The organism is Thioclava dalianensis (assembly GCF_000715505.1).
Taxonomy (GTDB): Bacteria; Pseudomonadota; Alphaproteobacteria; order Rhodobacterales; family Rhodobacteraceae; genus Thioclava; species Thioclava dalianensis.
This window is the reverse complement of sequence record NZ_JHEH01000012.1, coordinates 79,609-101,764: the sequence shown is the minus strand read 5'-3', so window position 1 is coordinate 101,764 and position 22,156 is coordinate 79,609. Positions and strand designations below refer to the sequence as shown.

Annotated in this window: 28 protein-coding genes; 1 reads left to right on the top strand and 27 read right to left on the bottom strand. The window is 63.1% G+C overall.

The features are described from left to right. Positions 1-211 precede the first annotated feature (211 nt). The 4 genes from DL1_RS11435 to DL1_RS20895 are packed head-to-tail and all read right to left on the bottom strand — an operon-like array spanning position 212 to position 4,886. Positions 212-1,207 carry a phage late control D family protein gene (locus DL1_RS11435; protein ID WP_038066170.1) on the bottom strand — a complete coding sequence of 332 codons (996 nt, stop codon included), beginning with the start codon at positions 1,205-1,207 and terminating at the stop codon, positions 212-214. Continuing rightward, positions 1,207-1,419: a tail protein X gene (locus DL1_RS11430; protein ID WP_038066169.1), complete on the bottom strand. Its 213-nt coding sequence runs from the start codon at positions 1,417-1,419 to the stop codon at positions 1,207-1,209. Before DL1_RS11430 ends, DL1_RS11435 begins: the two co-directional genes overlap by 1 nt. Further along, positions 1,419-1,841: a phage tail protein gene (locus tag DL1_RS11425; protein ID WP_038066167.1), complete on the bottom strand. Its 423-nt coding sequence runs from the start codon at positions 1,839-1,841 to the stop codon at positions 1,419-1,421. The genes DL1_RS11430 and DL1_RS11425 overlap by 1 nt, the downstream gene beginning before the upstream one ends. A gap of 9 nt (positions 1,842-1,850) precedes the next feature. Beyond that, the gene (locus tag DL1_RS20895; RefSeq protein WP_051693501.1) at positions 1,851-4,886 is read right to left on the bottom strand and encodes a phage tail tape measure protein; all 3,036 of its coding nucleotides are present in this window, start codon (positions 4,884-4,886) and stop codon (positions 1,851-1,853) included. Between DL1_RS20895 and DL1_RS11415 the strand changes: the two genes are divergently transcribed. Then, positions 4,885-5,139, top strand: a complete 255-nt coding sequence (locus DL1_RS11415) for a hypothetical protein (protein WP_143081653.1) — start codon at positions 4,885-4,887, stop codon at positions 5,137-5,139. The two genes, DL1_RS20895 and DL1_RS11415, sit on opposite strands and share 2 nt — an antisense overlap. 145 nt (positions 5,140-5,284) lie before the next feature. On the opposite strand, the gene DL1_RS11410 is transcribed toward DL1_RS11415, so the two are convergent. The 23 genes from DL1_RS11410 to DL1_RS11300 form a co-directional block, all read right to left on the bottom strand. Next, on the bottom strand, positions 5,285-5,584 hold the full coding sequence (locus DL1_RS11410; protein ID WP_038066163.1) for a hypothetical protein: 300 nt from the start codon (positions 5,582-5,584) through the stop codon (positions 5,285-5,287). A 9-nt stretch (positions 5,585-5,593) separates the two neighbouring features. Continuing rightward, on the bottom strand, positions 5,594-6,100 hold the full coding sequence (locus tag DL1_RS11405) for a phage major tail tube protein (protein WP_038066161.1): 507 nt from the start codon (positions 6,098-6,100) through the stop codon (positions 5,594-5,596). A gap of 91 nt (positions 6,101-6,191) precedes the next feature. After that, on the bottom strand, positions 6,192-7,370 hold the full coding sequence (locus tag DL1_RS11400; RefSeq protein WP_038066159.1) for a phage tail sheath subtilisin-like domain-containing protein: 1,179 nt from the start codon (positions 7,368-7,370) through the stop codon (positions 6,192-6,194). Positions 7,371-7,481: 111 nt separating this feature from the next. Beyond that, on the bottom strand, positions 7,482-7,883 hold the full coding sequence (locus DL1_RS11395; RefSeq protein ID WP_038066157.1) for a hypothetical protein: 402 nt from the start codon (positions 7,881-7,883) through the stop codon (positions 7,482-7,484). Positions 7,884-7,895: 12 nt separating this feature from the next. Continuing rightward, on the bottom strand, positions 7,896-8,705 hold the full coding sequence (locus DL1_RS11390) for a hypothetical protein (protein WP_038066155.1): 810 nt from the start codon (positions 8,703-8,705) through the stop codon (positions 7,896-7,898). Between the two features lie 11 nt (positions 8,706-8,716). Beyond that, positions 8,717-9,232 (bottom strand): phage tail-collar fiber domain-containing protein, encoded by a 516-nt coding sequence (locus tag DL1_RS11385; protein ID WP_038066154.1) that lies wholly within the window; start codon positions 9,230-9,232, stop codon positions 8,717-8,719. Beyond that, complete coding sequence (locus DL1_RS20890; RefSeq protein WP_051693500.1) at positions 9,232-9,993, bottom strand: phage tail protein I; 762 nt, start codon at positions 9,991-9,993, stop codon at positions 9,232-9,234. Before DL1_RS20890 ends, DL1_RS11385 begins: the two co-directional genes overlap by 1 nt. Then, entirely contained in the window at positions 9,986-10,942 is a 957-nt protein-coding gene (locus DL1_RS11375; RefSeq protein ID WP_038066153.1) for a baseplate assembly protein, read from the bottom strand. Before DL1_RS11375 ends, DL1_RS20890 begins: the two co-directional genes overlap by 8 nt. Next, the gene (locus DL1_RS11370) at positions 10,939-11,328 is read right to left on the bottom strand and encodes a GPW/gp25 family protein (protein WP_038066151.1); all 390 of its coding nucleotides are present in this window, start codon (positions 11,326-11,328) and stop codon (positions 10,939-10,941) included. The genes DL1_RS11375 and DL1_RS11370 overlap by 4 nt, the downstream gene beginning before the upstream one ends. Positions 11,329-11,337: 9 nt before the next feature. Continuing rightward, complete coding sequence (locus DL1_RS11365) at positions 11,338-11,592, bottom strand: hypothetical protein (RefSeq protein WP_038066149.1); 255 nt, start codon at positions 11,590-11,592, stop codon at positions 11,338-11,340. A 22-nt stretch (positions 11,593-11,614) separates the two neighbouring features. Further along, positions 11,615-11,905 (bottom strand): PAAR domain-containing protein, encoded by a 291-nt coding sequence (locus DL1_RS11360; RefSeq protein ID WP_038066146.1) that lies wholly within the window; start codon positions 11,903-11,905, stop codon positions 11,615-11,617. After that, positions 11,905-12,378, bottom strand: coding sequence for a phage baseplate assembly protein V (locus DL1_RS11355; protein ID WP_038066145.1), 474 nt, complete (start codon positions 12,376-12,378; stop codon positions 11,905-11,907). The genes DL1_RS11360 and DL1_RS11355 overlap by 1 nt, the downstream gene beginning before the upstream one ends. After that, positions 12,378-13,154, bottom strand: coding sequence for a hypothetical protein (locus tag DL1_RS11350; protein ID WP_051693499.1), 777 nt, complete (start codon positions 13,152-13,154; stop codon positions 12,378-12,380). Before DL1_RS11350 ends, DL1_RS11355 begins: the two co-directional genes overlap by 1 nt. Beyond that, entirely contained in the window at positions 13,154-13,525 is a 372-nt protein-coding gene (locus DL1_RS11345) for a hypothetical protein (RefSeq protein WP_038066144.1), read from the bottom strand. The genes DL1_RS11350 and DL1_RS11345 overlap by 1 nt, the downstream gene beginning before the upstream one ends. Further along, on the bottom strand, positions 13,525-13,926 hold the full coding sequence (locus DL1_RS11340) for a hypothetical protein (protein WP_038066143.1): 402 nt from the start codon (positions 13,924-13,926) through the stop codon (positions 13,525-13,527). Before DL1_RS11340 ends, DL1_RS11345 begins: the two co-directional genes overlap by 1 nt. Before the next feature lie 81 nt (positions 13,927-14,007). Beyond that, positions 14,008-15,015 carry a major capsid protein gene (locus DL1_RS11335; protein ID WP_038066141.1) on the bottom strand — a complete coding sequence of 336 codons (1,008 nt, stop codon included), beginning with the start codon at positions 15,013-15,015 and terminating at the stop codon, positions 14,008-14,010. 13 nt (positions 15,016-15,028) lie between these two features. Continuing rightward, positions 15,029-15,409: a head decoration protein gene (locus DL1_RS11330; protein WP_051693498.1), complete on the bottom strand. Its 381-nt coding sequence runs from the start codon at positions 15,407-15,409 to the stop codon at positions 15,029-15,031. 3 nt (positions 15,410-15,412) lie between these two features. Next, positions 15,413-16,501 (bottom strand): head maturation protease, ClpP-related, encoded by a 1,089-nt coding sequence (locus DL1_RS11325; RefSeq protein WP_038066138.1) that lies wholly within the window; start codon positions 16,499-16,501, stop codon positions 15,413-15,415. A 24-nt stretch (positions 16,502-16,525) separates the two neighbouring features. Further along, positions 16,526-16,789 carry a hypothetical protein gene (locus DL1_RS11320; RefSeq protein WP_038066136.1) on the bottom strand — a complete coding sequence of 88 codons (264 nt, stop codon included), beginning with the start codon at positions 16,787-16,789 and terminating at the stop codon, positions 16,526-16,528. Further along, on the bottom strand, positions 16,786-18,381 hold the full coding sequence (locus DL1_RS11315; RefSeq protein WP_038066134.1) for a phage portal protein: 1,596 nt from the start codon (positions 18,379-18,381) through the stop codon (positions 16,786-16,788). Before DL1_RS11315 ends, DL1_RS11320 begins: the two co-directional genes overlap by 4 nt. After that, positions 18,378-20,348: a phage terminase large subunit family protein gene (locus tag DL1_RS11310; RefSeq protein WP_038066132.1), complete on the bottom strand. Its 1,971-nt coding sequence runs from the start codon at positions 20,346-20,348 to the stop codon at positions 18,378-18,380. The genes DL1_RS11315 and DL1_RS11310 overlap by 4 nt, the downstream gene beginning before the upstream one ends. Next, positions 20,348-21,034, bottom strand: coding sequence for a hypothetical protein (locus tag DL1_RS11305; RefSeq protein ID WP_038066130.1), 687 nt, complete (start codon positions 21,032-21,034; stop codon positions 20,348-20,350). Before DL1_RS11305 ends, DL1_RS11310 begins: the two co-directional genes overlap by 1 nt. A gap of 233 nt (positions 21,035-21,267) precedes the next feature. Further along, positions 21,268-21,840 (bottom strand): phage tail protein, encoded by a 573-nt coding sequence (locus tag DL1_RS11300; protein ID WP_038066202.1) that lies wholly within the window; start codon positions 21,838-21,840, stop codon positions 21,268-21,270. Between the last annotated feature and the right edge of the window lie 316 nt (positions 21,841-22,156).

The window sequence follows — 22,156 nt, the reverse complement described above, 5'->3', positions numbered from 1 at the left end:
TCAGCTCCCCGAGATCGGCCTTGATGCGCGGACCGGCAAGATACCAAAACCCGGTCACCAGTAGCGTCGAGGCGGTGACAACCGCCGTAATGTTTCGGGCGAATGCGACCCACCCCTCTTTGGTTTCCTTTCGCATGGCCGTCATGCCCCCTCCAATCGCGCATAAAAAAGCCCGCCTGCGGCGGGTCGTGGTCGTTCTAGTGTTGTTTGCTCAGCTCTCGGCCTTCAGCTTGCCCCTGAAGCTCGTGCGCAATCCGCTCGACTTGGCAAAGCTATGCGTCACGAGATCGACGATGAATGTCCGGCCGTCGAGCACCGGGCGCACGCCCGAGAACAGAACAGGCTGCCCCGCCATCAGCCCGGGGCGACCGACAATCGCGCAGCTCACCTCAATCAAGCCCCGCACGATCTCGCGCGCCGCAGCTTTCGCGGCGGCCTCGGCCTCTGCCTGCGAGCTGTAAGGATCGCGCAGGACGTGCTCGCCGACACCGTCCGGATCGGCGGGCACGATGATCTCCTGCCGCTTTGCCCCGCGCCGATCCTGCCAATAGGCTTTGACCGTGGCGAAGCGATCCACATCGGTCTCCGACATGCGGCATGAGCCCTCAATGATGGAGGGCGGCAGCACCACCGCAGGTGCAATCGCAGCACCCTCCGCCGTTTTGCCTGTCCCGCGCTCCAACCAGAGCAGCACGCCGTTCTTGATCGTGAAGAGCGCACCGTGTCGGCGTGCAAGACGCTCGAGGAAGTTCAGATCGGATTCGTCTTGCTGCCCGATCCAATGATAGACATGGCCTGAGACCGCCGCCGCGATCTTCACCTTCAGCCCGTACGCCTTGGCCTTCTCTTCCACGATGGCCTTGACCGAGGCGTTATCCCAATACTTGGTCTTGCTCGCCTTCATCTCAGAGCGCAGATCGGCGGAATGCCCGCGCACCGAGATCGTGTAGGGCAGACAAGAGAACGCAACCCGGTCGATGATATAGGCCCCGACAAAGCCGCCCCCTGCCCCATTGCTCAGCGACACGCGGACCACCGCGCCCCGCCGGGGCGATTGGATATGCGGGGCGCTATCCTCAAAGACCAGCTCGAGAGTGTCCGAGCGGATCCCCTCGCGATCGGTGATGGTCAGGCTGACCAGCCTATTGAAGAACGGCCCCGAGACCGGGACGCCATCCACCGTGACCTGAATGCTTGGATGCGTCATCAGTCCCACAACCTCACTGGCTGGCGCGCCTGATCCTGCACCGCCAAATCGGGCAGGATGATCTCGACCCCCGCAGGCAGACGATGCGCGATGTCTGCGATCTCCGGATTGGCCTCGAGCACCTGCGCGACCGCCCCCGCCTGCACGCCATAAGCGCGCAGGCAGATCAGATCCAACGCATCGCCCGTGGCGGTGATATAGGTACTGGCCATCAGATCACCCCCAACAGTGAGAGCAGCGAGAACCCTGCGCCGAGACGCTTCACCTCAATCGTGTAGGCATTGCGCCCCGGCGCGCCGAAGCGGTCATGGAATGCGCGATCTTCATCGATCTTCTGGATGGCATGGCTTCCAAAGACCTTGCCGCCCAGCGACACCAGCATCAGCGGCACGCCCGAGGTGGCCGCAAGCCGGACACTCTCCAGCGTCCCTGCCCCGCCAAACTCTTTGGGAAACAGCACGCCCGTGATCGTGACCACCTCGCTGCGCGGCCCGGTCCATTGCAGGGCGTTAAACCGCCCCGCCGTTTCAATTTCGGCCCAGCTGGTATCGAGCTTGCGCCCGACGCCCGTATAGCCAAAGCCATGCGCATGGAACATGAACGGCCCAAGGGCCATCGTGACTGGTCCCGCCATATCACCCCCTTAATCAGAAAAACTGGCCGAGATCGTGGCCGCGACCCGCTGCCCGAGCCGCTCAGAGACAAGATCCGCAATTGCCTCCGGATCCGAGACGCCAGACGGCACTTGCACGGTGAAGTTCTCGATCTGGACGCTCACCGCCCCAGAGGTCGCCGCAGGTTGGGCCGCGACGGGCGCTGCCGCCACCATCGCAAGGCTGGCCGCCCGCAGCCCCTGCACACCCTGGTGCAGGCGCGACAGACCTGGGCTGCGTCCGACAGGCCGCTGCACCGCAGACGACAACGACGTGCGCATCGCGTCTTTCGCCTGCGAGACATTCAAGATGCCGCCCGATTGCGAGGGCACGAACCATTCCGAACGCGGCGTGTTCTCGTTCACCAGGTACGGCAGCCCCGTGCGCACGGGCCCACCCGTTGCGCGCGCACCCGCAGGCTTTGGTACGGGACGCGGCCCCGTCCCCGCAAAGGGCAAAGCCAGCAGCCCCGCCCCCAGCTGATCGACCTTATCCAAGGCTCGATCGAGCTGCGTCGTGTCGATCTCTGGTGAGACGGCAATGTCATCCAGCCCGCTGATCGCCTGCCCGGTATCTTCCGCCGCAGCGCTGGCGGTCTTCAGCTCGGCCTCGACATCGGCCAGATCGGATTTGCGCGCCTCCAGCTGATCGCGGAACGGGGCCGCCATGGCTGCCGTCATCGGCCCATCGCCCAGATTTGCGATCTGCCCTTCGATCCCGGCGATTTGCGCGCGAAGATCTTCCGCTTCACTCTTAAGCTGCGTGATCCGGCCCGAGGATGCCTCAGGCGCGCCGCCCTCATTCGCAGGCGGACGCGTCCAGTTCATCCCCGTTTCAACCGGCGGCGCTGTTCCGTGCACCTTTTTGAACAGCCAGTCATATCCGCCCATCACCGAGCCCAGCCCCGGCAGGGACCGGAACAGGCCCTCCATGCCCTCCCGGTTCTTGGCCTGGAACCCGGCCAGATCTTTGGGGTCCTTCGGCAGGCTCTTCATGGCCAGGAAGGCCATTGTGCCCGCAGAAAACGCTTTCCAGCGAATGCCAGACAGGCTCCGCTCGATGAGCTTCGACTGCATCCCCACCGAGGTTGCGAGCCCCGCCATCTCGGCGCTCGCCGCCGCGCGGAACCCCACGAAGCGCGCCAAGGCCGGCGCAAAATTCGGCAAGAGCCGCGACGTCCAGCGCAGCGGCGTGATGAGCGTTGAGAGCGCGAGCTTCGGCAGGCGCAGCAAACCTCGAAACGCGCCGCCCAAGCCCAGCAGATCCCCTGCCGCAAAGGCCGCACGCGCGCCAAAACCGACAAGGCCAAAGCGCAGGATCGCCATCGTGCCGATCAGCCCACCCGCAGCCGTTAAGAGCGCCCCGCCAGCTACGGCCAGACCACCCACCGCCGCTGCGCCGACCAGAAGCCATTTGACCAAGGGCTTGTGCTCCTTTGCCCAAGCCGTGAAGCTCTCGACAATCGGGGTGGCCGCCTTGAGCAGATCGTTCAAGGGCGGCAGGACCGCGTCACCGATGGTGATCCCGAGGCGGCTCATCTGATTGCGCATCAGCTGGAGATTGTTCGCCGTGGTCTGGGCGCGGGCGGCATATTCTTTCTCCGCACTGCCCGCGTAGTTTTGCTGATCCGAGACCAAGCCGACAGATTCGCGCACGAGATCGAGATTATTGATCAGCGGGGCCAGGGCGCGCGCCTCATCGCCAAAGAGATCAGAGGTGACGGATGCCTGCAGGTGTTTGGGCAGCGCGTTGATCTTCTCCATCACGTCAATCGTCGTGCCGACCGCATCCTTTTGCATGGACTTGGCGACCTTGGCAGAGCTCAAGCCGAGCTTCGCAAAAGCTGCCTGTTGGCGATCCGTCGCACTCTCGCCCCGGGCCAGCGCCTTGCCCATATTCCGAAACGAGGTGGCCGCGACATCTGCCTCAGCGCCCGCAGCAATCATCGCCGTCCCGAACGCCATCGTTTGGGTCGGCGAGAACCCTTTGACAGCGCCATCCACCGCAACCCGCTTGGTAAAGTTCAACACATCGGGCGCGGTTGCCGCCATATTGTTCGACAGATGGTTCATCGCATCGAACAACGACGCCGTCTCATCGAGGGACAGACCGAGGGCTGTTTTGATCTTCGCCATCGACTCGCCTGATTGATCGGCAGAGATATCAAACGCGACCCCGATCTTCGCCGCCATCTCGGCGAATTTGGAGAGATCTTTGGTGGCAATCCCCGACTGCCCGCCCGCGGCCACGATCTCCGCCAGACCATCGGCTGCAACCGGGATATGCGTCGACATCGTCAAAATATCGTCGGACATCTTCGCAAACCCATCGGGCGCCTCAAAGTTCACCACCTTGCGCACATCCGACATGGAGCTTTCAAACGCCACGGCCTCCTGAACCACCCCCGACAGCCCCGTGAGGATCCGACGCCCCGATTGCATGGAGGCATGACCCGCGATCGTCAGATTGGCCGCCGTCGCAAGCGAGCGATCCATGCGCGCGCGGCCCTCCGCGATGCGCTTTTGCATGGTTTCCACGCGCTGCATGCGCTCAACCTGTCGCCCAAAGGCGGTGGTGACGCGATCAATCGATCCGGCGAGCCTGCGCTCCTCGCCCGACAGATCGCCCATGTTCACGCCCGTCTCGCGCAGCTGCCCGCGCAATCCAGACAAGGTGCGGCGGTTACGCTGGTGTTGCGCCTCAAGCCGCCCTGCCGCCGCCCGCGCCCGATCAAACTCACGGCGCATCTGGGCTGAGGGCTGACGCGTCGTGGTGATCGCGTGCTTGAGCTGGCGCACGCGCTCACGCGCCTGCTCAAGGGCCTGCCCGGATTTACCGACCACCTGCTGTTGCTTGCGGAAATCCTCGATCAGCTTGAGCGGCCCGCGCATCTTTTGCAGACGGCCCATTTCCGTGCGCACGCCATCGGCAAAGCGCCCGGTGACGGTCCGCATCTCGCGCAGCTTGCCGGAATACTGATCGACGGCCTTGATCGACAGCTGGGTCTGAATACGCTTGGTGGCCATGGCTCTCGCCCTCTCATTGAACTACATTCAAGGCATGGAAAGCCTTGCGATGATCTTCACCGCTCTGATGATCGCCGCCGCGCTCGCGGCGACGATCCTGATTGGGCTTTTTGCAGTCGGGCTTTGGGGCGCGCTGGCCTTCGCAGGTCTTCTGATCCTGCTCTACCGAGCCGTCACGCATCGCAGCGCGCCGTTGGGCCCGATGCGGCGCGATCAGCTCAACGCGTTCCAGCGCCCGCTCTCAGACGGTTGAGATCACCCGGCCTGGGTTGCCTCCCAGATCTCGCGCGCACTCTCTTGCCAGAGCTCAAAGGCGCTGATCTTCATCGCCAAGATCTCGGAGAGCGGCGTGGCCAGCACCCGGGCCACGAAGCCGGCGGCAAAGCGCAGATCCTTTGCTACTCCGCCGCCCCGCCGTTTCCCGAATCCGCCCCCTGCTCTGCCGCAACTTGGGCCTGATAGGGATCGAGAACGCGCCGGGTGATTTCGCGATAATCGCTTTCCTTCACCTTGAGCAGCACCGCGCGGTCCACCCCAGCCATGCCCGTGAGCAAAGCGATCCGCTGCTCGACCGCCGAGCCCGCCTCTTCCACCGCAATCGCCGTGCCAAGATCGGGCTCATCAAAGACCAGCTTGTCGATCCTGGTCTCGCCCACGGTGAGCGGGCGCTTGAGCGCCACTTCAATCGGATACTCCATGGCTCCCCCTTATAGCATGAGTGCGGAGCGGATGTCGCCGGTCTGGCTGACACCGCCCACCGAGAAGTCGAAATCGTCGATCTCGAAGATCTCCGCCCCGTCGATTTCCAGCTTGGCGTAGTTCTGCACCACGGTGCATTTCATCTCGGCCTTGTCGCCAGGCTTCCAGTTGCCCGCATCGGGCGCAACGAGGCGTCCGCGCACGTAATAGACCGCGCTATGGGTCACGCCGTCTTCATCGACATGTGCGCCGGTCACCATGAAGACATGCTCCGTGCCGGGCTTGCCGGTCATCAGCTTGAGGGTGGCCGGATCAAAGGCCGTCATGGTGAATTCGAGATCATCATGCTCATAGCCCATGCTGGCCTTGCGCTCTTTGATCATACCGCCATTGCGGAAGCCTTCGTTCTTTTCCTTGGGCAGCGCGATCGAGACTTCAGAAAACTGTCCGACCTTCACGTCTTCATTGGCCCAGAGCGCGCAATTGCGCAGGATATAGGCGGGGGTGGATTTCATAGCTGTCACTCCTTGTCAGCACGAGAGAATGGACGCGAAGGCGCAGCGCGCGCCTTCACGGGGGGCATAGGCAAAGGGATCGAGGGGGAGCTTACGAGGCCGCCTGCAGCGCCGTCGCAGTCAGATCAAGGTAATACTGGATGTTGCGATGCGCGATGAAGCGGATGTCTTCCATCGGTGCGGGCGGCTCGAACTCCATCGACAAGGTGATTTTGCCCGCCGCCATTTGCGTGGGCTCGTTGAGCGTCTCATCGATCCAGACCCGCCCGCCGATGATCGCGCCCGAGGCCTTGAACGTCCGCATCGCCGCGTTGCCGCTCTCCAACATGAACTTCAAATTGGCCGCCGAGAACGGCTTGTCGACGAATTCCAGATAGGCCTTTTCCATCGCCTCATTGATAAAATCCGCCGTGCGGCGCACCGCGAGGAACACCCAGAGATCCTCGTCGGTTGCAGAGCGGTTGCCCCAGGTGATGAAGCCCGAGCCCATATTGATGATCGTGCCAACATGGGCCTCATTGAGATAGTCGGCCTGCGACCCATAGGTCACCGTGCGCGAGGCCCCGCCAATGCCGTTGATCGCTTTGTTCGACAGCGAGTGCCAGAAGCCCAGATTGGTATCGACCCGCGCCTGTACCCCGGCAAAGCGCGCCGAGGCCGGGCGGGCCACATAGGCGCTGGCCGTGGTATCCCAGACCAAGACTTTCGGGTCGACGACGTAGATCCGCTGCGAGCCGATCAACTCACGATAGGCAATGGCATCTTCATCGGTGGTGTCGGGCCCATCGACAAAGGCCACAGCCTTGAGCTGGTCGAGCACACCGATCAGCTCGGCCACGACTGGGTTGGTGGTCGCACCATCGCCGGAGGTAAAGCCGGGAATGGCGATCAGCCGCGGCTTGATGCCGAGCTGGGCCTCGGCCTTTTTGAGCGCATGCACGCCGGTCAGGGTCGTGGCATCACCCACCAGATTGGACAGGGTGGCCGCCGTATCTTCGCCCTCTTCCACACGGATGACGATGGTATAGGCGCCGACCTGGTCGAACACGTCATCGACCGCGTCTTTCAACGTGCCGGTCTCGCCGAGGCCCGCCGCCTCCGTGGGCGTGCCTTTGAGCAAAACCGGCGTGTTGAGCGGAAACTGATTGGGATCCGCATCGGGCGCTGTGCCCAGAAGGCCGACAACAGCGGTCTGCGCGATCTGTACCAAAACGGGCGTTTCATTGGATTCCTGCAGGCGCGTGCCGTGGTGGAAACTTGCAAAGCTCATGGCGTTCTCCTTTGCCAAAAGAAAACCCGGCAGGATCTGCCGGGCGTATCCCGGCATCCACCGGGGTCAGGGTTTGGGCTCAGTGCCCGATTGAGGAGTGAGGGCCGCGCGTTAGAAACGCGCGACCAGCGTGACCACGTCTTCCGGCACCTCGGGCCAAGCGGCATCCGCCCTGAAATCCGCCTCGCCAGCTTGCGAGAGATCAGCACAGGTCGCGCGCATGGCGGCGATCCATTCGGTCATCGAGGTGGCGCCTGCGAGCGTCGCCTTTTCGTCCTCGGAGCGCGCCGAGGCCGCTTTGCCGGAGATAACCGCGACCGAGGCCGAGATGTTCATCTGTGCTTCGGCGGAGGCCACGGCGTAGATGCGACGGCGGCATTCCGCTTTGGCCTCCGCGCTGCGTGCTACAGAAAGGCCATTCGCGATTTCATCGGCCGAGAACCCCAGACCGAGCGCATTGTCGGAATCGACATTGTAGATCGTGGCACTGTCGCGCTTGATGTTTATAAGCATTTTGGTCTCTCCTTAGACAGTAACGCCAGGGCTGTTTGTAAGAACGTTCTGACCGACCGTCCCACCATCGAGAAGCTTTGTTGTGCCCTCAGATGTCAGGTTGCCCACCGAGACGATGGCGCACCCCTTAGAGACATCGCAAATAAGCGCTCCATCGCCCGTGATCGTACAAAACTCCAATCCGAGAAGAATTGTCTCGCGATAATTAGGCCCTGCAAAATGCGCTGCGTCAGCAGGGATTGTCAGGTGCGACCTGTAGAACCGCACGTCGATCGTCGTTCCAGCGATGTTATTACCAACGCGGATGAAATTGCGCCGAAACGCCAGCCATCCCAGGCCAGTATCTATGGGCGTATCGCAGACGAGCCGAACGCCGCGTGCGATAAAAGAAAACGGTGCATAGGCATAAACCATACGCTTGACGCTATTCAGCCCACTGCTGACATCGCATTCGATATGAATCTCGGGATGGCTGTCCACATCCGACCAATCACTATCCCATCGCGCGACCTCGACAACCGTATTGTCGGTAAAATTGAAGTCGTCGTTGGCACCATCCATATTGTAGGACTGACCCTGCCGCAGGCGGATAGTCGTCTTGCCACCGTTGCGCGCCATACTCATCGCCTTGCCGAAGTTCTTGAACGGATGGCTCACGCTTCCATCATTGGCGTCGTCACCCACATCTCCGTCGACATAAAACAGGACGGTGTCATACATCGTATCGATTGCACTCTCGATACGGTCGCGCGCCGTCTCGAAATAGCTTTTCAGCTCCGTACACGAGGTGATCAAGTTGTTGATTTGCTCGGTGCTTGTCATCTGAAGACTCCTTAATTGTTACCGTGCGCCTTGCGGATCACGTCCGCTTGGCGCAGCTGTTGAAGTTGAAGGTTTGCGACAGCTGAAGCTGTGCTGATCGCCAGATCAAACAGAGCATCATCGGGCGCATTTACGATGACCAACCCGTCCTGGACCCGCGAGAAGCTCAGGACATAGTCGACCAGATAGGTGATCGCCCCGGTCTGGCGCGCCACCACGTCATTGCCCGCCCAGATCGCGATCAGATCGCCATCCGCATCAAAAAACCCCATTTCGCGCACCGCGAAGGCCGGGGTGTCGGGATCGAACTCCGCCTTCACGCGCCAGGCATTTGTGCCCACGATGTGGCGGCTCTCGATGGGCTGGCGCGCAAGCTCGCGCTGCAAGCTGGTCTGGGAATAGCTCGGGGCGTAATTGGCCCCGCTGCCGTCACCAAGCGCAATATGCGTGATGGCGACCGCTGTTCCCGATCCGGCGGCGGCGGTGATCTTGGCCTCCGCGATATCGGTCAGAAGTGTTGTCGGCATTAGCCCCCTGTCCTCCTTTGTACGTCATGGGTTTTCTGATCGACGGCGCGGCCCCGCGCCGCCACTCTCATAAAAGCCGCGACCGGCACGCTGGCCGGTCGAGGGTGCAGCTCATGGGTCGCGCTGGAGATCCGCCGCGCGCGCAAACCGCTGCGCAGGATCGGCCCGGTTTGAGCGATCTCCGGGCGCGGCCCGGGATCGACCTCCGCTTGGTGCAGATGCGCAGGGCGCGCGCCCGTGCGCAGATAGCCTGCGGTTTCAAACCGCTCGCCCAGCCGGAAGATCAGCTTGCGAGAGACCGGCGCCACCCGCTGCACAACCGCATTCATCGCGGCCACCATGCGCGTGTCGATCGTGTTCTCACTCTCGCCATAGAGCGAGCGGCCCGCATAGGCGGTCACGCGGAAGCTGCCCGCCTCCAGCCCATCGGCCACGCCGTCCGGCTCGAACCATTCCAGCAGCTCGGTATCCACATCGAAGGCAGACAGCGCGTGCTTGATCGCATAGGGCGTGCCCTTGTAGCGGTGCACCTCGGCGCTGGCCGCAATGACGCGGCGCTTGATCGCCTCTGGCCATGCCGAGTCCCAAGTATCTACCGAGGCCTCCCATGCGAGGTGATCGAGCCAGCCCACATCCACCACGCTTGGGTCTTTCGAGATCATCTCGACGGGCAGCGCAAACAGCCGCTCCTCCAAGATATCGAGCGCCTTGGCCAGCGGTGTCGCCGTGGGCGGCAGGAGCGTGTTGGTCACATCAAACATCGCGCCATCCCCCGGTGATGGATTGCAGCGTCACGGTGATGCCGGTGCAATGCGGGGCCTCAAACGGGCCGATATCAACATCTGCCGCAGGCGAGATCAGCTCGACATCCACCACCCCCTGGACGTTGAGCGCCGCCGCAATCGAGGTCCGATAGAGCTTGCGCCCAATCCGGATGCGCCCATTCACAAAGGCCTCTGCCGCCGCCTGCGCCGAGGCCTGCACCGCCGAGGCCGTCTCAGGCGTGGTCACATACAAGACCGCCTCAATCGCGTAGGGCACGATCTGCGCTGACACCACGCTCAGCTTATCCGCAACGGGGCGGCGCTTATCGGTGGTGCAATGCGCAAACACCGCATCCAAGAGCGCCGCATCCGCCGTGCCATCGCCCGCGCTCGAGAGCACAACCATCTTGGGCTCGGCAGGCGGGATCGGCGGGTCGAGCCCGTGATTGGGCCCGTAGACCGCCACATCGACCACACGGTCATCGGCCTCGAGCGCCCAATAGACGTAAGAGCCTTCCGTGCCATGCGGTGACCACGCCTCAATGACCAGCTGGATCCGCGCCCGGAAGGCCGCATCGCTTTCCAGCACCGGAGTGTCCGGATCGCTGTCATCGAGCACCTTGCGCACAACCCCACGATTGGCCCCGATCTGATCGAGATCATCGCCCCGCGCGGTCGACAAAAACACCGAGCGCAGCGCCGCGTTGATCCGGTTTTCCAAATACAGCTCGCGCGCCGCTGCCGCCTCGGTGAGATAGCGCATGGGGCTGGCCGCGATATTGCGCGCCAATGCCATGATCTCTGAGACCTTTGAGGCCTCGAACACGTCCGTGAGCTGGGCCTCCAGCTCAACCAGGCGTGCCTCAAGGATGGCGTCAAAATCCAGCACCCCGATGGCGCTCGGATCGGGCAGCGTCGTGAGGTCCAATGCAGCAAAGCGGCTCATGCGGATAGGCTCCAGTTCTCAACGCGGTCGCGCAGGACACGCACGGTTTGCAGGCGATCAGCGACGGTGCTCAAATCCCCGATATGCGCCTTGGGGCGGTAGGTGCCGGTGAGCGTCATCAAGATCGCCCCACCTGCCGCCCCTTGGACCTGCACATCACTCAGCTCAAACCGCGGCTCCCACCGCTCCAGCGCCTCGGCGATGGCCACATACAGCGCCAGCACATTGGCCTCGTTCATCGGTGCATCGATCAGCGCCGGGACATTGGAGCCAAATTCGCGCCGGAAGACGCGCGTGCTCACACGCGTGGCCAAGACGGTCAGGAGGCTTTGCACCACCTCCTCCCATCCCGCGACCGCGTCTCCAGTGTCGTGATTGAGATCCACGGGCGCGCCTCACGCGCCCGAGCGATCAGCGGGATCATCCGCCTTCGCAGTGGCAGGTTTGGCGGATACCTTCGGCGCGATCGGACCGGCAAGCCCGGTGCCGTAGGGCGGCAGGTAGTATTTCGCCTGGGGCGACGCGAGCGTGAGGATCTCGCCCAATTTGCGATGCCGCCCGCCGATCTCGCGCGCGGTCGTGACTTCATATTCCGCCAGGGCGGGTTTCGTGACTTCTTTGTCCGCCGGGGCGGGTTTCGTGACGTTCATAGGTCTCTCCTTGGATTTTGGGCTATCCGCCCGCGAACACGTTTTCCGAGCCGCTCGCAACGCTCGACCCGCAACTGACGGGATCTCCGACGCGCCCAATCGGCTTGCCGTTGACGAAGACAGTTGAGGACCCCGAAGCCAGCACGCCGCCGTGGCACACATGCTCGGGGTTACAATGCACCGCCCAAGCGTCGCCCTGACGGTGCACCGCAATGCCATTCACAAACGCATTTTCGCTGCCGCCTGTGCTGGGGCGCGACGGCCAAGGCCCATGGCCCGTGCCCATATCGCCCTTTCGTGTGACCGCAGGCATCAGTTCAGATCGATGCGCGGCGCATCGTTCACAATACCGGCCTCGGTGAGCGTGATCGTACTGCCCCCCACCTTGATCACGATAGACGCCCCGCCCCCGCTGATCGTGATGCTGGCGCCCCCGACGGAGGCCAGCACATATTCATCCCCCGCCGCAGACGGACGCCCGTTTGCATCCGAGTTCAGACTGCCCTGAATAACCGCGTCATAGAGATCCCCGCTTTCCGACAGGAGCTGCACCTGCTGGCCGACCGAGGGCGGGTTATGCGTCTTGTTCGCACCTGCCGAGGGTTCGGCCCACGGGATCCAGCCGGTGATCATCTGCGCATCGCCCTCTTGCAGCTGCACCCGGGCCACGCCATTTCCCGCATCGACCTGCGTCACAACCCCGGTGCGCAGCTGGGCGCGCTGGCGGCGTTCCAACTCACCCACCCTACGGCGCAGATCATCGATAATATCAGACAGGCTCGCCATCAGATCGGCTCCGCTTCGTTGCTGGCTTCGGTGAACACGACATCGCGCGCCACCCCGCCAAAGCTGTAAAGCCGCAGCGCCTGCGCATCGCGGCGGGTCATGCCCGTCAACAGCTCAAAAGCGGAATAGGCCGCGCTGGCCCCCTCTCCGATCAGCTGCTGGAACAAGCTCCGTTGCGCCATGTCCTGCGCCTCCATCAGCGCCAGAAAGCGCGGCCATGGACCGCCCTCTGGCAAGGCCTGGCCGAGGCGCGGATCGGCAAAGACCTCGAGCGTCAGTTTCATCTGCCCTGCCGCAAGGCGCACGTTTTCCGCAGCACTGCTCGAGCGCACGGTTTCCTTGGCCACATAGGCTTGCACAAAATCCCCAAAGACCTGCGCCCACGGATTGTCCGGATCGCTCAGCACCCGCGCGATCTGCACATCGAGCACATCGATCACCGCCTCAAAATGCGCATCCGTCGCCGGAAACCCCTCAACGATGCTGGAGGCCCCGGTGTCCTTGTCGGTCTGCGCCATGGTGAGCGAGACGCCGCAGTTGAAGACGATATCCACGCGCCCGTTTGCGCGCAGGCCCGTCTGGCCCAGATCCTGCGCCTTGGCAGCATCCGTATAGACCGCGATGAAGGGCCGCTGCTGATCGCTGCGCAGCCGCCCATCTGCGGTCTGATCGATTGCAGAGATCTGGCTGTCGAGGACATTATCGCCCACCAGCGTGCCGCCCGCCTTGAGCGCCTGCACGGCGGCGATGCGCATGGCCATCATGGTCAAAGACATTAGTTTGCATCTCCCAGCTCACAGATCAGTCGCAGATGCGAGCGATCATCGACCGCTTGCACCTCGAAGACCGGCTCTCCGTCGCGCGCCAGCGCGACCACCTTGTCGCCTTTGCAGATCAACAGATCAGGGTTGAGCGCCCGGTCGATGCGCAAATACCCCCCGTCTGCCGTGATCCCGGCGCGCCCGGTATTGCCGCGCCCAAAATTCATGGACTCGACGGCCCGATCGCCCGTGCGCAGAATGGCCTCGAACAGGACAGGCGCGCGTGCAGGGTCCTGCTGGCCCTGCACCAAGGGAAGATGGCGCAGGATCTCGGCCCAGACCTCATCGACCTCTGCCTTCAGCTCCGCGCGCAGATCCGGATCCATCAGCTGGCAGGCTGCAGCGCAGCCAGCTCCGCATTGGCCAGATCAAGCGCTGTGCGCGCCTCCTCTTCCGCATCCGTGCCGGCCACGGCCATCAAATGCGCCCCGGCCTCATCGACCTTGGCTTGGGCCGCGTCCAGCTTGGCTGCCGCATCCAGATCAGCAGTCTGCGCCCCTTTCTTCGGGGAAGAGTCAGAGACCGCTTTCTTCGGACCGAGATCCGGCGCTTTGGGCGCGTCGCAGAACTCGGCAAAGCCGTCATGGACCACATGATCCGCGTAAGCGGCGGGCAGCTGCACCGGCTGACCGGCCTGCATTTTCTGATCGGCCTTTGCCCCGATCACGGCGGCGGGCACGGGCGTATTCGTCCGAAACGCCACCCATTTTTTCTTCGGCTGCGCCATGGCGGCTCTCCTGTTCAAATTGCATACCAAAGACCCGGCAGTGACCCGCCGGGCCTTCCTGTCTCTCATGTGAAGCTGGGCTTAGTTGAGCGTCAGACGCCGCAGCGCCGCCGGGCGCGTGCACAGGTTGATGACATTCATCTGCGCGTCGAGATGACGCCCCTTGCCATTGGCCATCGCATATTGACGCGCATAGCGCGGCAGGCCGATCGTGTTGACGGTCTCCTCATAATCCGCAGGCCCAAAGCGCGTCAGATACATCTCAGAGACCCCGACCGGGAACAGACGCGCCTCATCATCGGCGATATAGGCCGCGTCATTATTGGCAGCCACTGCCTTGCGCCCGGTGCGATAGCGCTCAAACACCATGTCGCCGAACTCGAACTTACGCGGCACCCCGCGCCGCAGCACCTCGGCGGAAGACGTGTTGAGAAAGGTCTCGCGCACCACTTTCTGCGTCCACATCGCCGTGTGGAAGGCGCGGCCCGTCATCACATGCAGATGGTCGTAATTGGCATCGAGATCATCTTCGACCGAATGCGTCACCCCATCGAGCAACGCGCCGAGATTGGCCACATCGCCCCCGCCGATGCCGAGATTGACCGGTGCCGGCACGGCGATGCCAAAGCGATCATAGAGATTGTGCAGCACCCGGCCCGATTTCGACACGATCAGACCCTTGATCGCGCCCACGCGATAATGCTCCAGCGTGTTGTCCATCGCCCGCCCATGGCGCTCTTGCTTGGAATCGATGCGCGACTGGATCGTCTCCAGCGCATCATCGCTGCCAAGCGCGCGCACGCCCTGCACCTCATCGGCATAGACCGCATCGTTGATCTCGAAATGGTCCATGTTGAACGGGATCTTGTTGCGCTTGGTATCGCCCAGCGTATTACCCGGCGCACCGCGCGGGGTCGGCTCGATGAGATCGAGAATGCCGTTCTCTTCCTCGATCTCGACGGTGGTGACGTTGACGCCATCTTCCTCAAAGATCCCAAGCCCGCCGATCTGACCCGGCACGAAGGGCTGATTGTTGAGCGCTGCGGTCAACGCAATGACGCTGAATTGCGGGTCGTTAAACTGTTCCATAAAAGCGTCCTCCTTAGCGCGCGCGGATGCCGACAGCGTCGAGCTGCGCGACCTTGGCGTCGATTTTGGTTTGGTCATCGACCGACACGTCAAACTTCAGCATCGGCATCTTGGCTTCGGCATCGCGATCAATCGCAGCCACCTCCACCGCCTGATCGGTGGCATCAACCCCATAGGCGAGGATGGCGACGGCGGTCTCCGCCCCTTCCAACCCGACGGTCTCGGCGGCCGGCGATGCGACGTATTCGCCGGTCGCCGTGACCTTCCCCAGCACCGTTCCGGGCGACACCTTGCCCGCGCCGCTGGCGATCGTGATCAGGCTGCGCGAGCGCCGTCCTGCCGCCTCAGAGAGCAGGAACACCAGATTGCGGGTCTGCATGGTGACGTTTTCCATGGCTTACACCTCCTTTGCGTTGCGACGGGCGGCATAGATGCCCCCGGTATTGATGGCGGCCTTCGGCTTGGCCTGCGGACCCGGCGCGGGCTGGGCGAGATCGGACGCAGCACTCCGGCGCGCCTGATAGCTGGCCGCATCCGGCACATCCTCGGTGGGCTTGACCGGCGCATCGCTCGCCGCTGCCTTGAGCGCCGCCACCGCCTCCTCGGCAGGCATGTCGGTGTCAAAAGCCAGATGCTTGGCCAGCGCCTCATGGCCCTGCGCCGCATCATCTTCCGTGATGGCTTTGATCCGCGCCTTGACCTGATCGGCACTGACCGCAGTTGCGCTCGGAGCCGGGGCGGCAGGGGGCGCGGGTGTCGCCGCCGCGTTCGGTTTTTGTGCCATGGTGGGTGTCTCCTTTTCCTTGGCGAGTGTGGGGACGTTGGGTTTGGAGCCCGCCGTGACAGGCACGGGCGGGCGCCAGTTATTGCTCTTGGCCATCGCCACGAGATCGCGCGGCGCATGGGCATAGTGCTGGTAGGGAAAGGCCGCGACCGCCTCGGCCGCATCATCGATGGCGCGATCGACAAAGCCTGCAGCGACCGCCTCTTCCGGCGTGAACCACGTCTCGACGCGCATGATGGCGCGGCAATCTGCATCGCTCTTGCCCGACTTGCGCGCATAGACCCGGGCATAGGTGTTGCCCAAGCTGTTGAGCCCCTTGATGGTCTTCTCGTGATCCTCAACCGTGCCCCAGGTGAACCCGGACGGATCATGGATCATCAAAAGCGAGCCCAGCGACATGCTCACCGTGTCGCCCGCCATCGCGATCAACGAGGCCGCCGAGGCTGCAATCCCATCGATCACCACATCGGTCCGGCCTTCGCGATCGGCCAGCGCCGAGCGGATCGCCGTGCCCTCGGTCGCAACGCCCCCGCCGCTGTTGATATGCACGACCAGGTCTTCGTCCGGGCCAAACTCCCCGAGCGCTGCGACCACCTCGGCATGGGTAAACCCGTCAAAGATCACCCAGCCGTCGATCTCGAGCGTGGACTCACCGACATAGCCGGTCAGCGTCAGCTGACCGTCCTCGACAATCACTGCCATCTCTCTCTCCTGTTGTATTGAGGCTTAGCCGGTGAAGCGGAACCGCTTCGCATGGCGCATGCGGGCCCCGCCGCCACTCTTGCGGCGACAGGCATTTTCATATTCGGCGATCAGCGCCTTCAGATCATCGAGCCGCGCGCGCTGGAACGTCACCTCTTCGCCGTCCATCCGCACCGTCTCGCGCATCTGTCCCGCCGAAAGCCGGATCCGAACCTTGCGCAACGCCGCAGCCATCGCGCAGGGATCCTCCATCTGCACGATGTCTTGGCCCACCTTCATGGTGCTCACGGCTTGCCCTCCGTCTCGACACCCGGCGTCTGGGCCCGCGGGGCATAGGGCGAGACCATGCCGGCATCGACATAGCGTTGGTGCTCGCGCTGCCGCTCCTCAAAGAGCGCGTCCGCATCGACGCCCAAATCGCCCGTCTCAATGGCAATCGAGCTGGTGCCATTGCTCAGCCGCTCGCTCGAGGCCCGGGCCGATTTAGCATCATCCGCCGTGGGCTTGGCCGGGCCCTGCCAATTCGCAGTACTCACCCGCTCGCGATTGGCACGGAACACGCCATATCCGCCTTTGAACGGAATGCGGCCCTCCCCCACCTCCTCATCGAGCCAGTTTTGATAGACCATCTGGCACATCGGGGCTGCGATCCGCTCGCGCCGCCGCATCACCACCGGCCAGATCGAGGCATTCTCCATCCGCGTGCTGGCATAGGTCGCAGCCGTCCAATCCATGGTCAGGCCGCCATAGGTGATCCCGATCGTGCGGGCCATGTCGCGCGCCAGACTGTTCGAGAACGGCAAAAAATCCTGCCCCGGGATCTTTGCCGTCTCCATGCCCAAGCGCTCGCCGGGCCCGAGATGCGAGACTTGCGGATCCGCCCCGACCGAGATCCGGCTTTCCGCCGCGCGGTCGAGCTGCGAGCCCAAATAATCCAGATATTCCTGCGCATAGGACGTCCCGCCCTCGCTTTCCTTCAAAACCTCCAGCGCCTCATAGGCGTCTTGGCTGGGCGCTTCGCTGGTCAGCGTGATCGCAAAGACCGTCTGCAAGATCGCCATCTGCAAGGTTGCATCATCGAGCATTTCCGCCTGAATGTGCTTGCGGAAGGCAGGCGCCAGGACCGAGATCCCGCGCACATCCGTGGCATCCATCGGATCAAACACATGCATCACCAGCGGACGGCCATCGGCATCATAAGCCGCATAATCGCGCTTCGATTTGAAGCCGTTGGTGACAGTCTCAAACCGATAGGCGACCGCACGGCCCTTGCCATCGTGCTGCACGCCCTGGAACAGCCCCTCAAGCGGGCTGGTATCTTGCACCAGCCGTGCGGGCGGCACGAGGCACAGTTTCGTGCCACAGGTAATCCCGTAATGGCGGCGCTCGGAGGCCGTGAAGAAGTCGAACACGCCCGTGCTCTCGCCATAGGCGATATGCCAGCGCATCGCGATATCGACCATTTGCGGCCCCGTCAGCTTGCCACGCATGTCGCATTCGCGCGCATTGTGCCAATAGGCCCGCCAGCGCTTCTTGACCAAGCGGATCCAGTCGGCCTTTTCCGTCTCATCATAGCCTAAGCCCGCCAGATCGGGATCGGGTGTCAGCGTCAGCCCCACCCCGACCGTATCGGCCAGCACCTGATCGGTGGCCCCTTTCAGCCGCCCGCTGTTCTGGATCAGATCCATCGCAAGCCCCGCCGCGCGCTCCCAAGACCTACGCACATCATCGCGGTGATTGCTCAGGGGGGCGACCCGCGAGGCAATGACGCCACTCTTGGTGTCGCGCAGATAACGGGCGGTCGGGCGCGCAGGTCCAACCGGCTTGTGTGCCTGCCCTCGGCCCACTGCCTTGCCAAAGATACGTGCGAATTTGCTCATCGCGTCCTGTTTCTCCACTTCGAGCGCGCACGCTCTTTGGCCTGCACGGCGGGTGTGTCGTCAGCTGATGGCTCCGCCGCCTCAGGCGCGGCCTGCGGCTGGACTGCCATCAACAGATCTTCAAAATCGCCCTGCACGTCTTGCGGCGGGCATTCGCGCTCGGCCATCACGCGCTCCCATTCAGCATCGGGCAGCGTGCGCACTCCAAGGCGAATGCTGGCCGCCTCCGCCTGCAGATGCGTGTCCAGCGCCTCGTTCGCCTGGTTGGGATCTTTCACCCAAAGATAGCGGGTAAAGCCCGACTTGGCCTTTTGCGCCTTGCGCGTCTCCGCCGTGAGCTGGCGATAGAACTCATCCTCCAGCCCTTTGGGCAGGGCGATATAGCCGCGCTCCTCCGGGTCATCCTTCTTGAGGTTGCGGTAGAGCCCCATTTTCATCACCGAAGAGGCGAAGTTAAAAAACCGCTTCGAATAGCGCACGATCTTGCCGCGCCGGTTGCGCTCTTTTTTGACCTGCGCCAGCAGTGGCGCGCCCTCGGGATGCACGCCGCGCACCATGATCACGCGGGCCGCCGGATGCCTGCGCGCCCAGTCCCAAACGTCCTCGGTATAGGCGTTGCCATCGATCGCCAGCAGGTCGATCTCGATCATCCGCCCATAGGCATTGCGAAATCCCTGCCGCAAAAGCCCGTTCAGCTTGGCCTGGCATTGCTCATCGGAGATATGCCCGTTGAACACACCATACTCGACCACTGCGCGGCGCTTGTTCTGGCCCCACGCGACCACCTGCCACTCAACCCGGTCCCCCTGACAATCCACGCCGCAGGTCAGCAGCGGATAGCCCGCAGGGATGCTGCCATGGGTGTAATCCGCCTCCGCAGCGCGGTCGCGAATATCTTCCCAGGGCGGGGCCTCGCCCAGCACACGGTAAGCTTTGCCCACCACGTCATTCCAAAACGTCTGCTCCTTTGGCGGATCGCCCTTGGCCGAGAGCCACGAGCGCGCGATGCGCTCAAAAGACTGCAGCAGCGAATAGGCCGACCAGAGATAGAACGAGCGGTGCACCCGCTTCATCTTCGGGTTCGACGCTACCCACTTGGCCCCGCGCAGCATCTTCGGGCGGTGGTGCTCTTCAATCGCCGCCCCGCAGCTCTCGCAGGTAAAATGCGCCCGCTCCGGGTGCTCCTCATCGAGCCCCGCCAGCATGTTCTCCCATTCGAGCACCTGCATGTGGCCGCATTCATCATGCGGGCATGGCACGTATAAAAATTCCTGACTGCCCGCCTCAAAGTTCTTGGTGATCCGGCAGCCCGGCACCACCATCGGCGTCGAAATCTTAAAAATCTTGGCAAACTCATAGCCCTGACTGCGGCTATCGGCCTGCGTCTCGGGATCGCCCGCGCTGTTCATGTCCCATTTGGCCAGGTCATCCTGAACCTGCCGCGACATCGACACCTGCGAGAGCGAGGCCGGCGAGTTGGCCCCGGAGATCTGGATCGCGCCGCGCCCGTCCCGGCGCTCTTTGTAAAACACCGAGTCCTGCCCGTCGCGGGCCTTCATCGGGAAGATATTGCGCAGCGCCGTGGTGCCCTTGAGCATCGGCGAGAGCTTCATTTTCGACCAACGCCGCGCGTTCTCATCGGTCGGATGGACATAGAGGAAGTCGCCCGGATCCATATCCATGGAGCCGCCGGTAAAAATATTGGCCAGCACCGTGCCGCCCAGCTGGGCGGATTTCGACAAGGTCACGATCCGGCACGGATCATCGGGCGAAAGCGCCACCAGGATCTCGTCAAAATAGCTGAACCGCTCCCGGTTATAGGGCCCGGGCAGCGGGCTTTCGCGCGCAGAGAAGACGATGTTTTCTTCGGCCCAGGTCAGGTAATCGACGGGCGGCGGTGGATCCAAGATCTCCGCCAGCACATCGCGCACCATCCATTCAGCGCTGGTCACGGCAACATCCAGCATCAGACCTCCAGATCAACCAGGGCTGTTACAGCCCGCTCCACTGTGTCCGCCCGCATGCGCTCTTTCATCGAGGCGGTCTTGCGGACCTTTTTGAACTCCGCGCGCAGCAGATGCAGAACATCGCGCTGCGGCAGATCGAACTGCGCCGCCATCGCCGAGGCAAAATCCGGCAAAGCGCCCTCAAAGATCTGCAGCATCATCCCCGCGATGCGCGCCATCTGCTCGCGGGCATCTTCCGCCGCCATCAACTGGCCTTGGCGTGCGGCCTCTTCTGCGGCCTGAATACGGTTGCGCCGCAGCTGCTCTTCGAGCTTGGCGCGCTTGAGCTGATCCTCGATCCGGTCGACCTTCGGGCCCGCAGCACTGGCCGGTGCCGTCTCAGCGACCGGAGCGGCCGCGCGCATCGGTAGGCTGGGCTGCGCCTCGGGGGGCTCCGGGATCACCTCGGGAGGATCCGCCTCCACGGCGGTCCGCGTGGCGATCCCATTGCCCAGGGACTGGCCGACATCGCGGTTGCGGCGCACCTGCGCGATGGCCACGCTGAGGATGATCTTGCCGGACTTCCCCGGCTCGGAGAACGCGTCGTCGCGCAGAATATCCTTGGCCTTCCACTGGCTGACCGCAGCCCGGCTCACACCCAGCTCGCGCGCCAATTCCGCCTGTGAAACAAACCGCTCAACGCTCATTGCGCCCCCCTAAAGCCCCCCCTTAAATCTGGCGCGCGGCCAACCTGCCCCCAGTGTTAAGCCCCAGCCGTTAAGCCGGGGCCTTGGTGTTAAGGCTTTGCAAAAGCCGTCTGACTGCCGATCCCTCGGGCTGCCTACGCACCGCGTGCCACTGGCCCGCCGTACGGTCCCTTTTTTTGTGGGGCCGATTTGGACGCGTTCGGGCCGCTTACTGTTGTGATGTAAGCGCGCGCTCACAGCCCCAAGGCGCGACTGATCTCATGATCCAACCGGCGCGGCAGGTTGTTCGTGACCGAGTCCTCGAAGGCTTTGGCCGTCGCCCCCTCGACCATCTCAATCGGGATGAAGACGCCGGACGTGACCTTCTCCAGATCCGTCCGCCCCCCAACCCGCACGAAGACATGGCCATGGCTCCAGCTGATCTGCTGGCGCGGGCGCGGCCAGCGGCCAGCCCGAAAGAACGACTCCGCGAACCAATCCCAGCCGCGCTGATCGCCCAGATAGGCGCGCACACCCTCATCGGTTTCGCGCTTCTTGAAGTACTTCAGCGACACGTCACCGCCCGCCGAGTGCAGTTGATACTCCAAATGCGTCCACGAGGACCGTGTGACCTTGACCGAGCGGCGGATGAGCTTCTGCGGCAGGCCCGTCTGGCGCGCCAATTCCTTCACCACCTGCGTCTTGGCCATATCGCCCGTGCGGTTGATCGCGCGGTTCACGGCCTTTGGCGCCTCCGCCCCCAACGCGCCCAGCATGTTTTCGAACTGCCGCAAACCCTTCACATCGATTTCGCCTACGCTGAACATCGCAGCCTCCACGCCTTCCGTTATGAAAAAGGCCAGCCGCAGAATGACCTGCGACCGGCCTTCATGCCGATGGACGAGAAATAAGATCAGATGCGTTTCATCGCGCCCTCCACTGCCGGTGTTCATATCTCAATCGAACGTCAGATATGAAAAAGGCCCGGGCTTTTCAGCCGGGCCGCAATCTTCAATAGCAGTAGCAGTGTCACAGGCAGCGGCGCTCTCGCGTGGTTGCCCGGACTTGACGGAATACAGTCGAAATCGGGGGAAAACATGCGATTTCGACCGCCCGGAGCCATGGCATGTATCTTTCAACAGG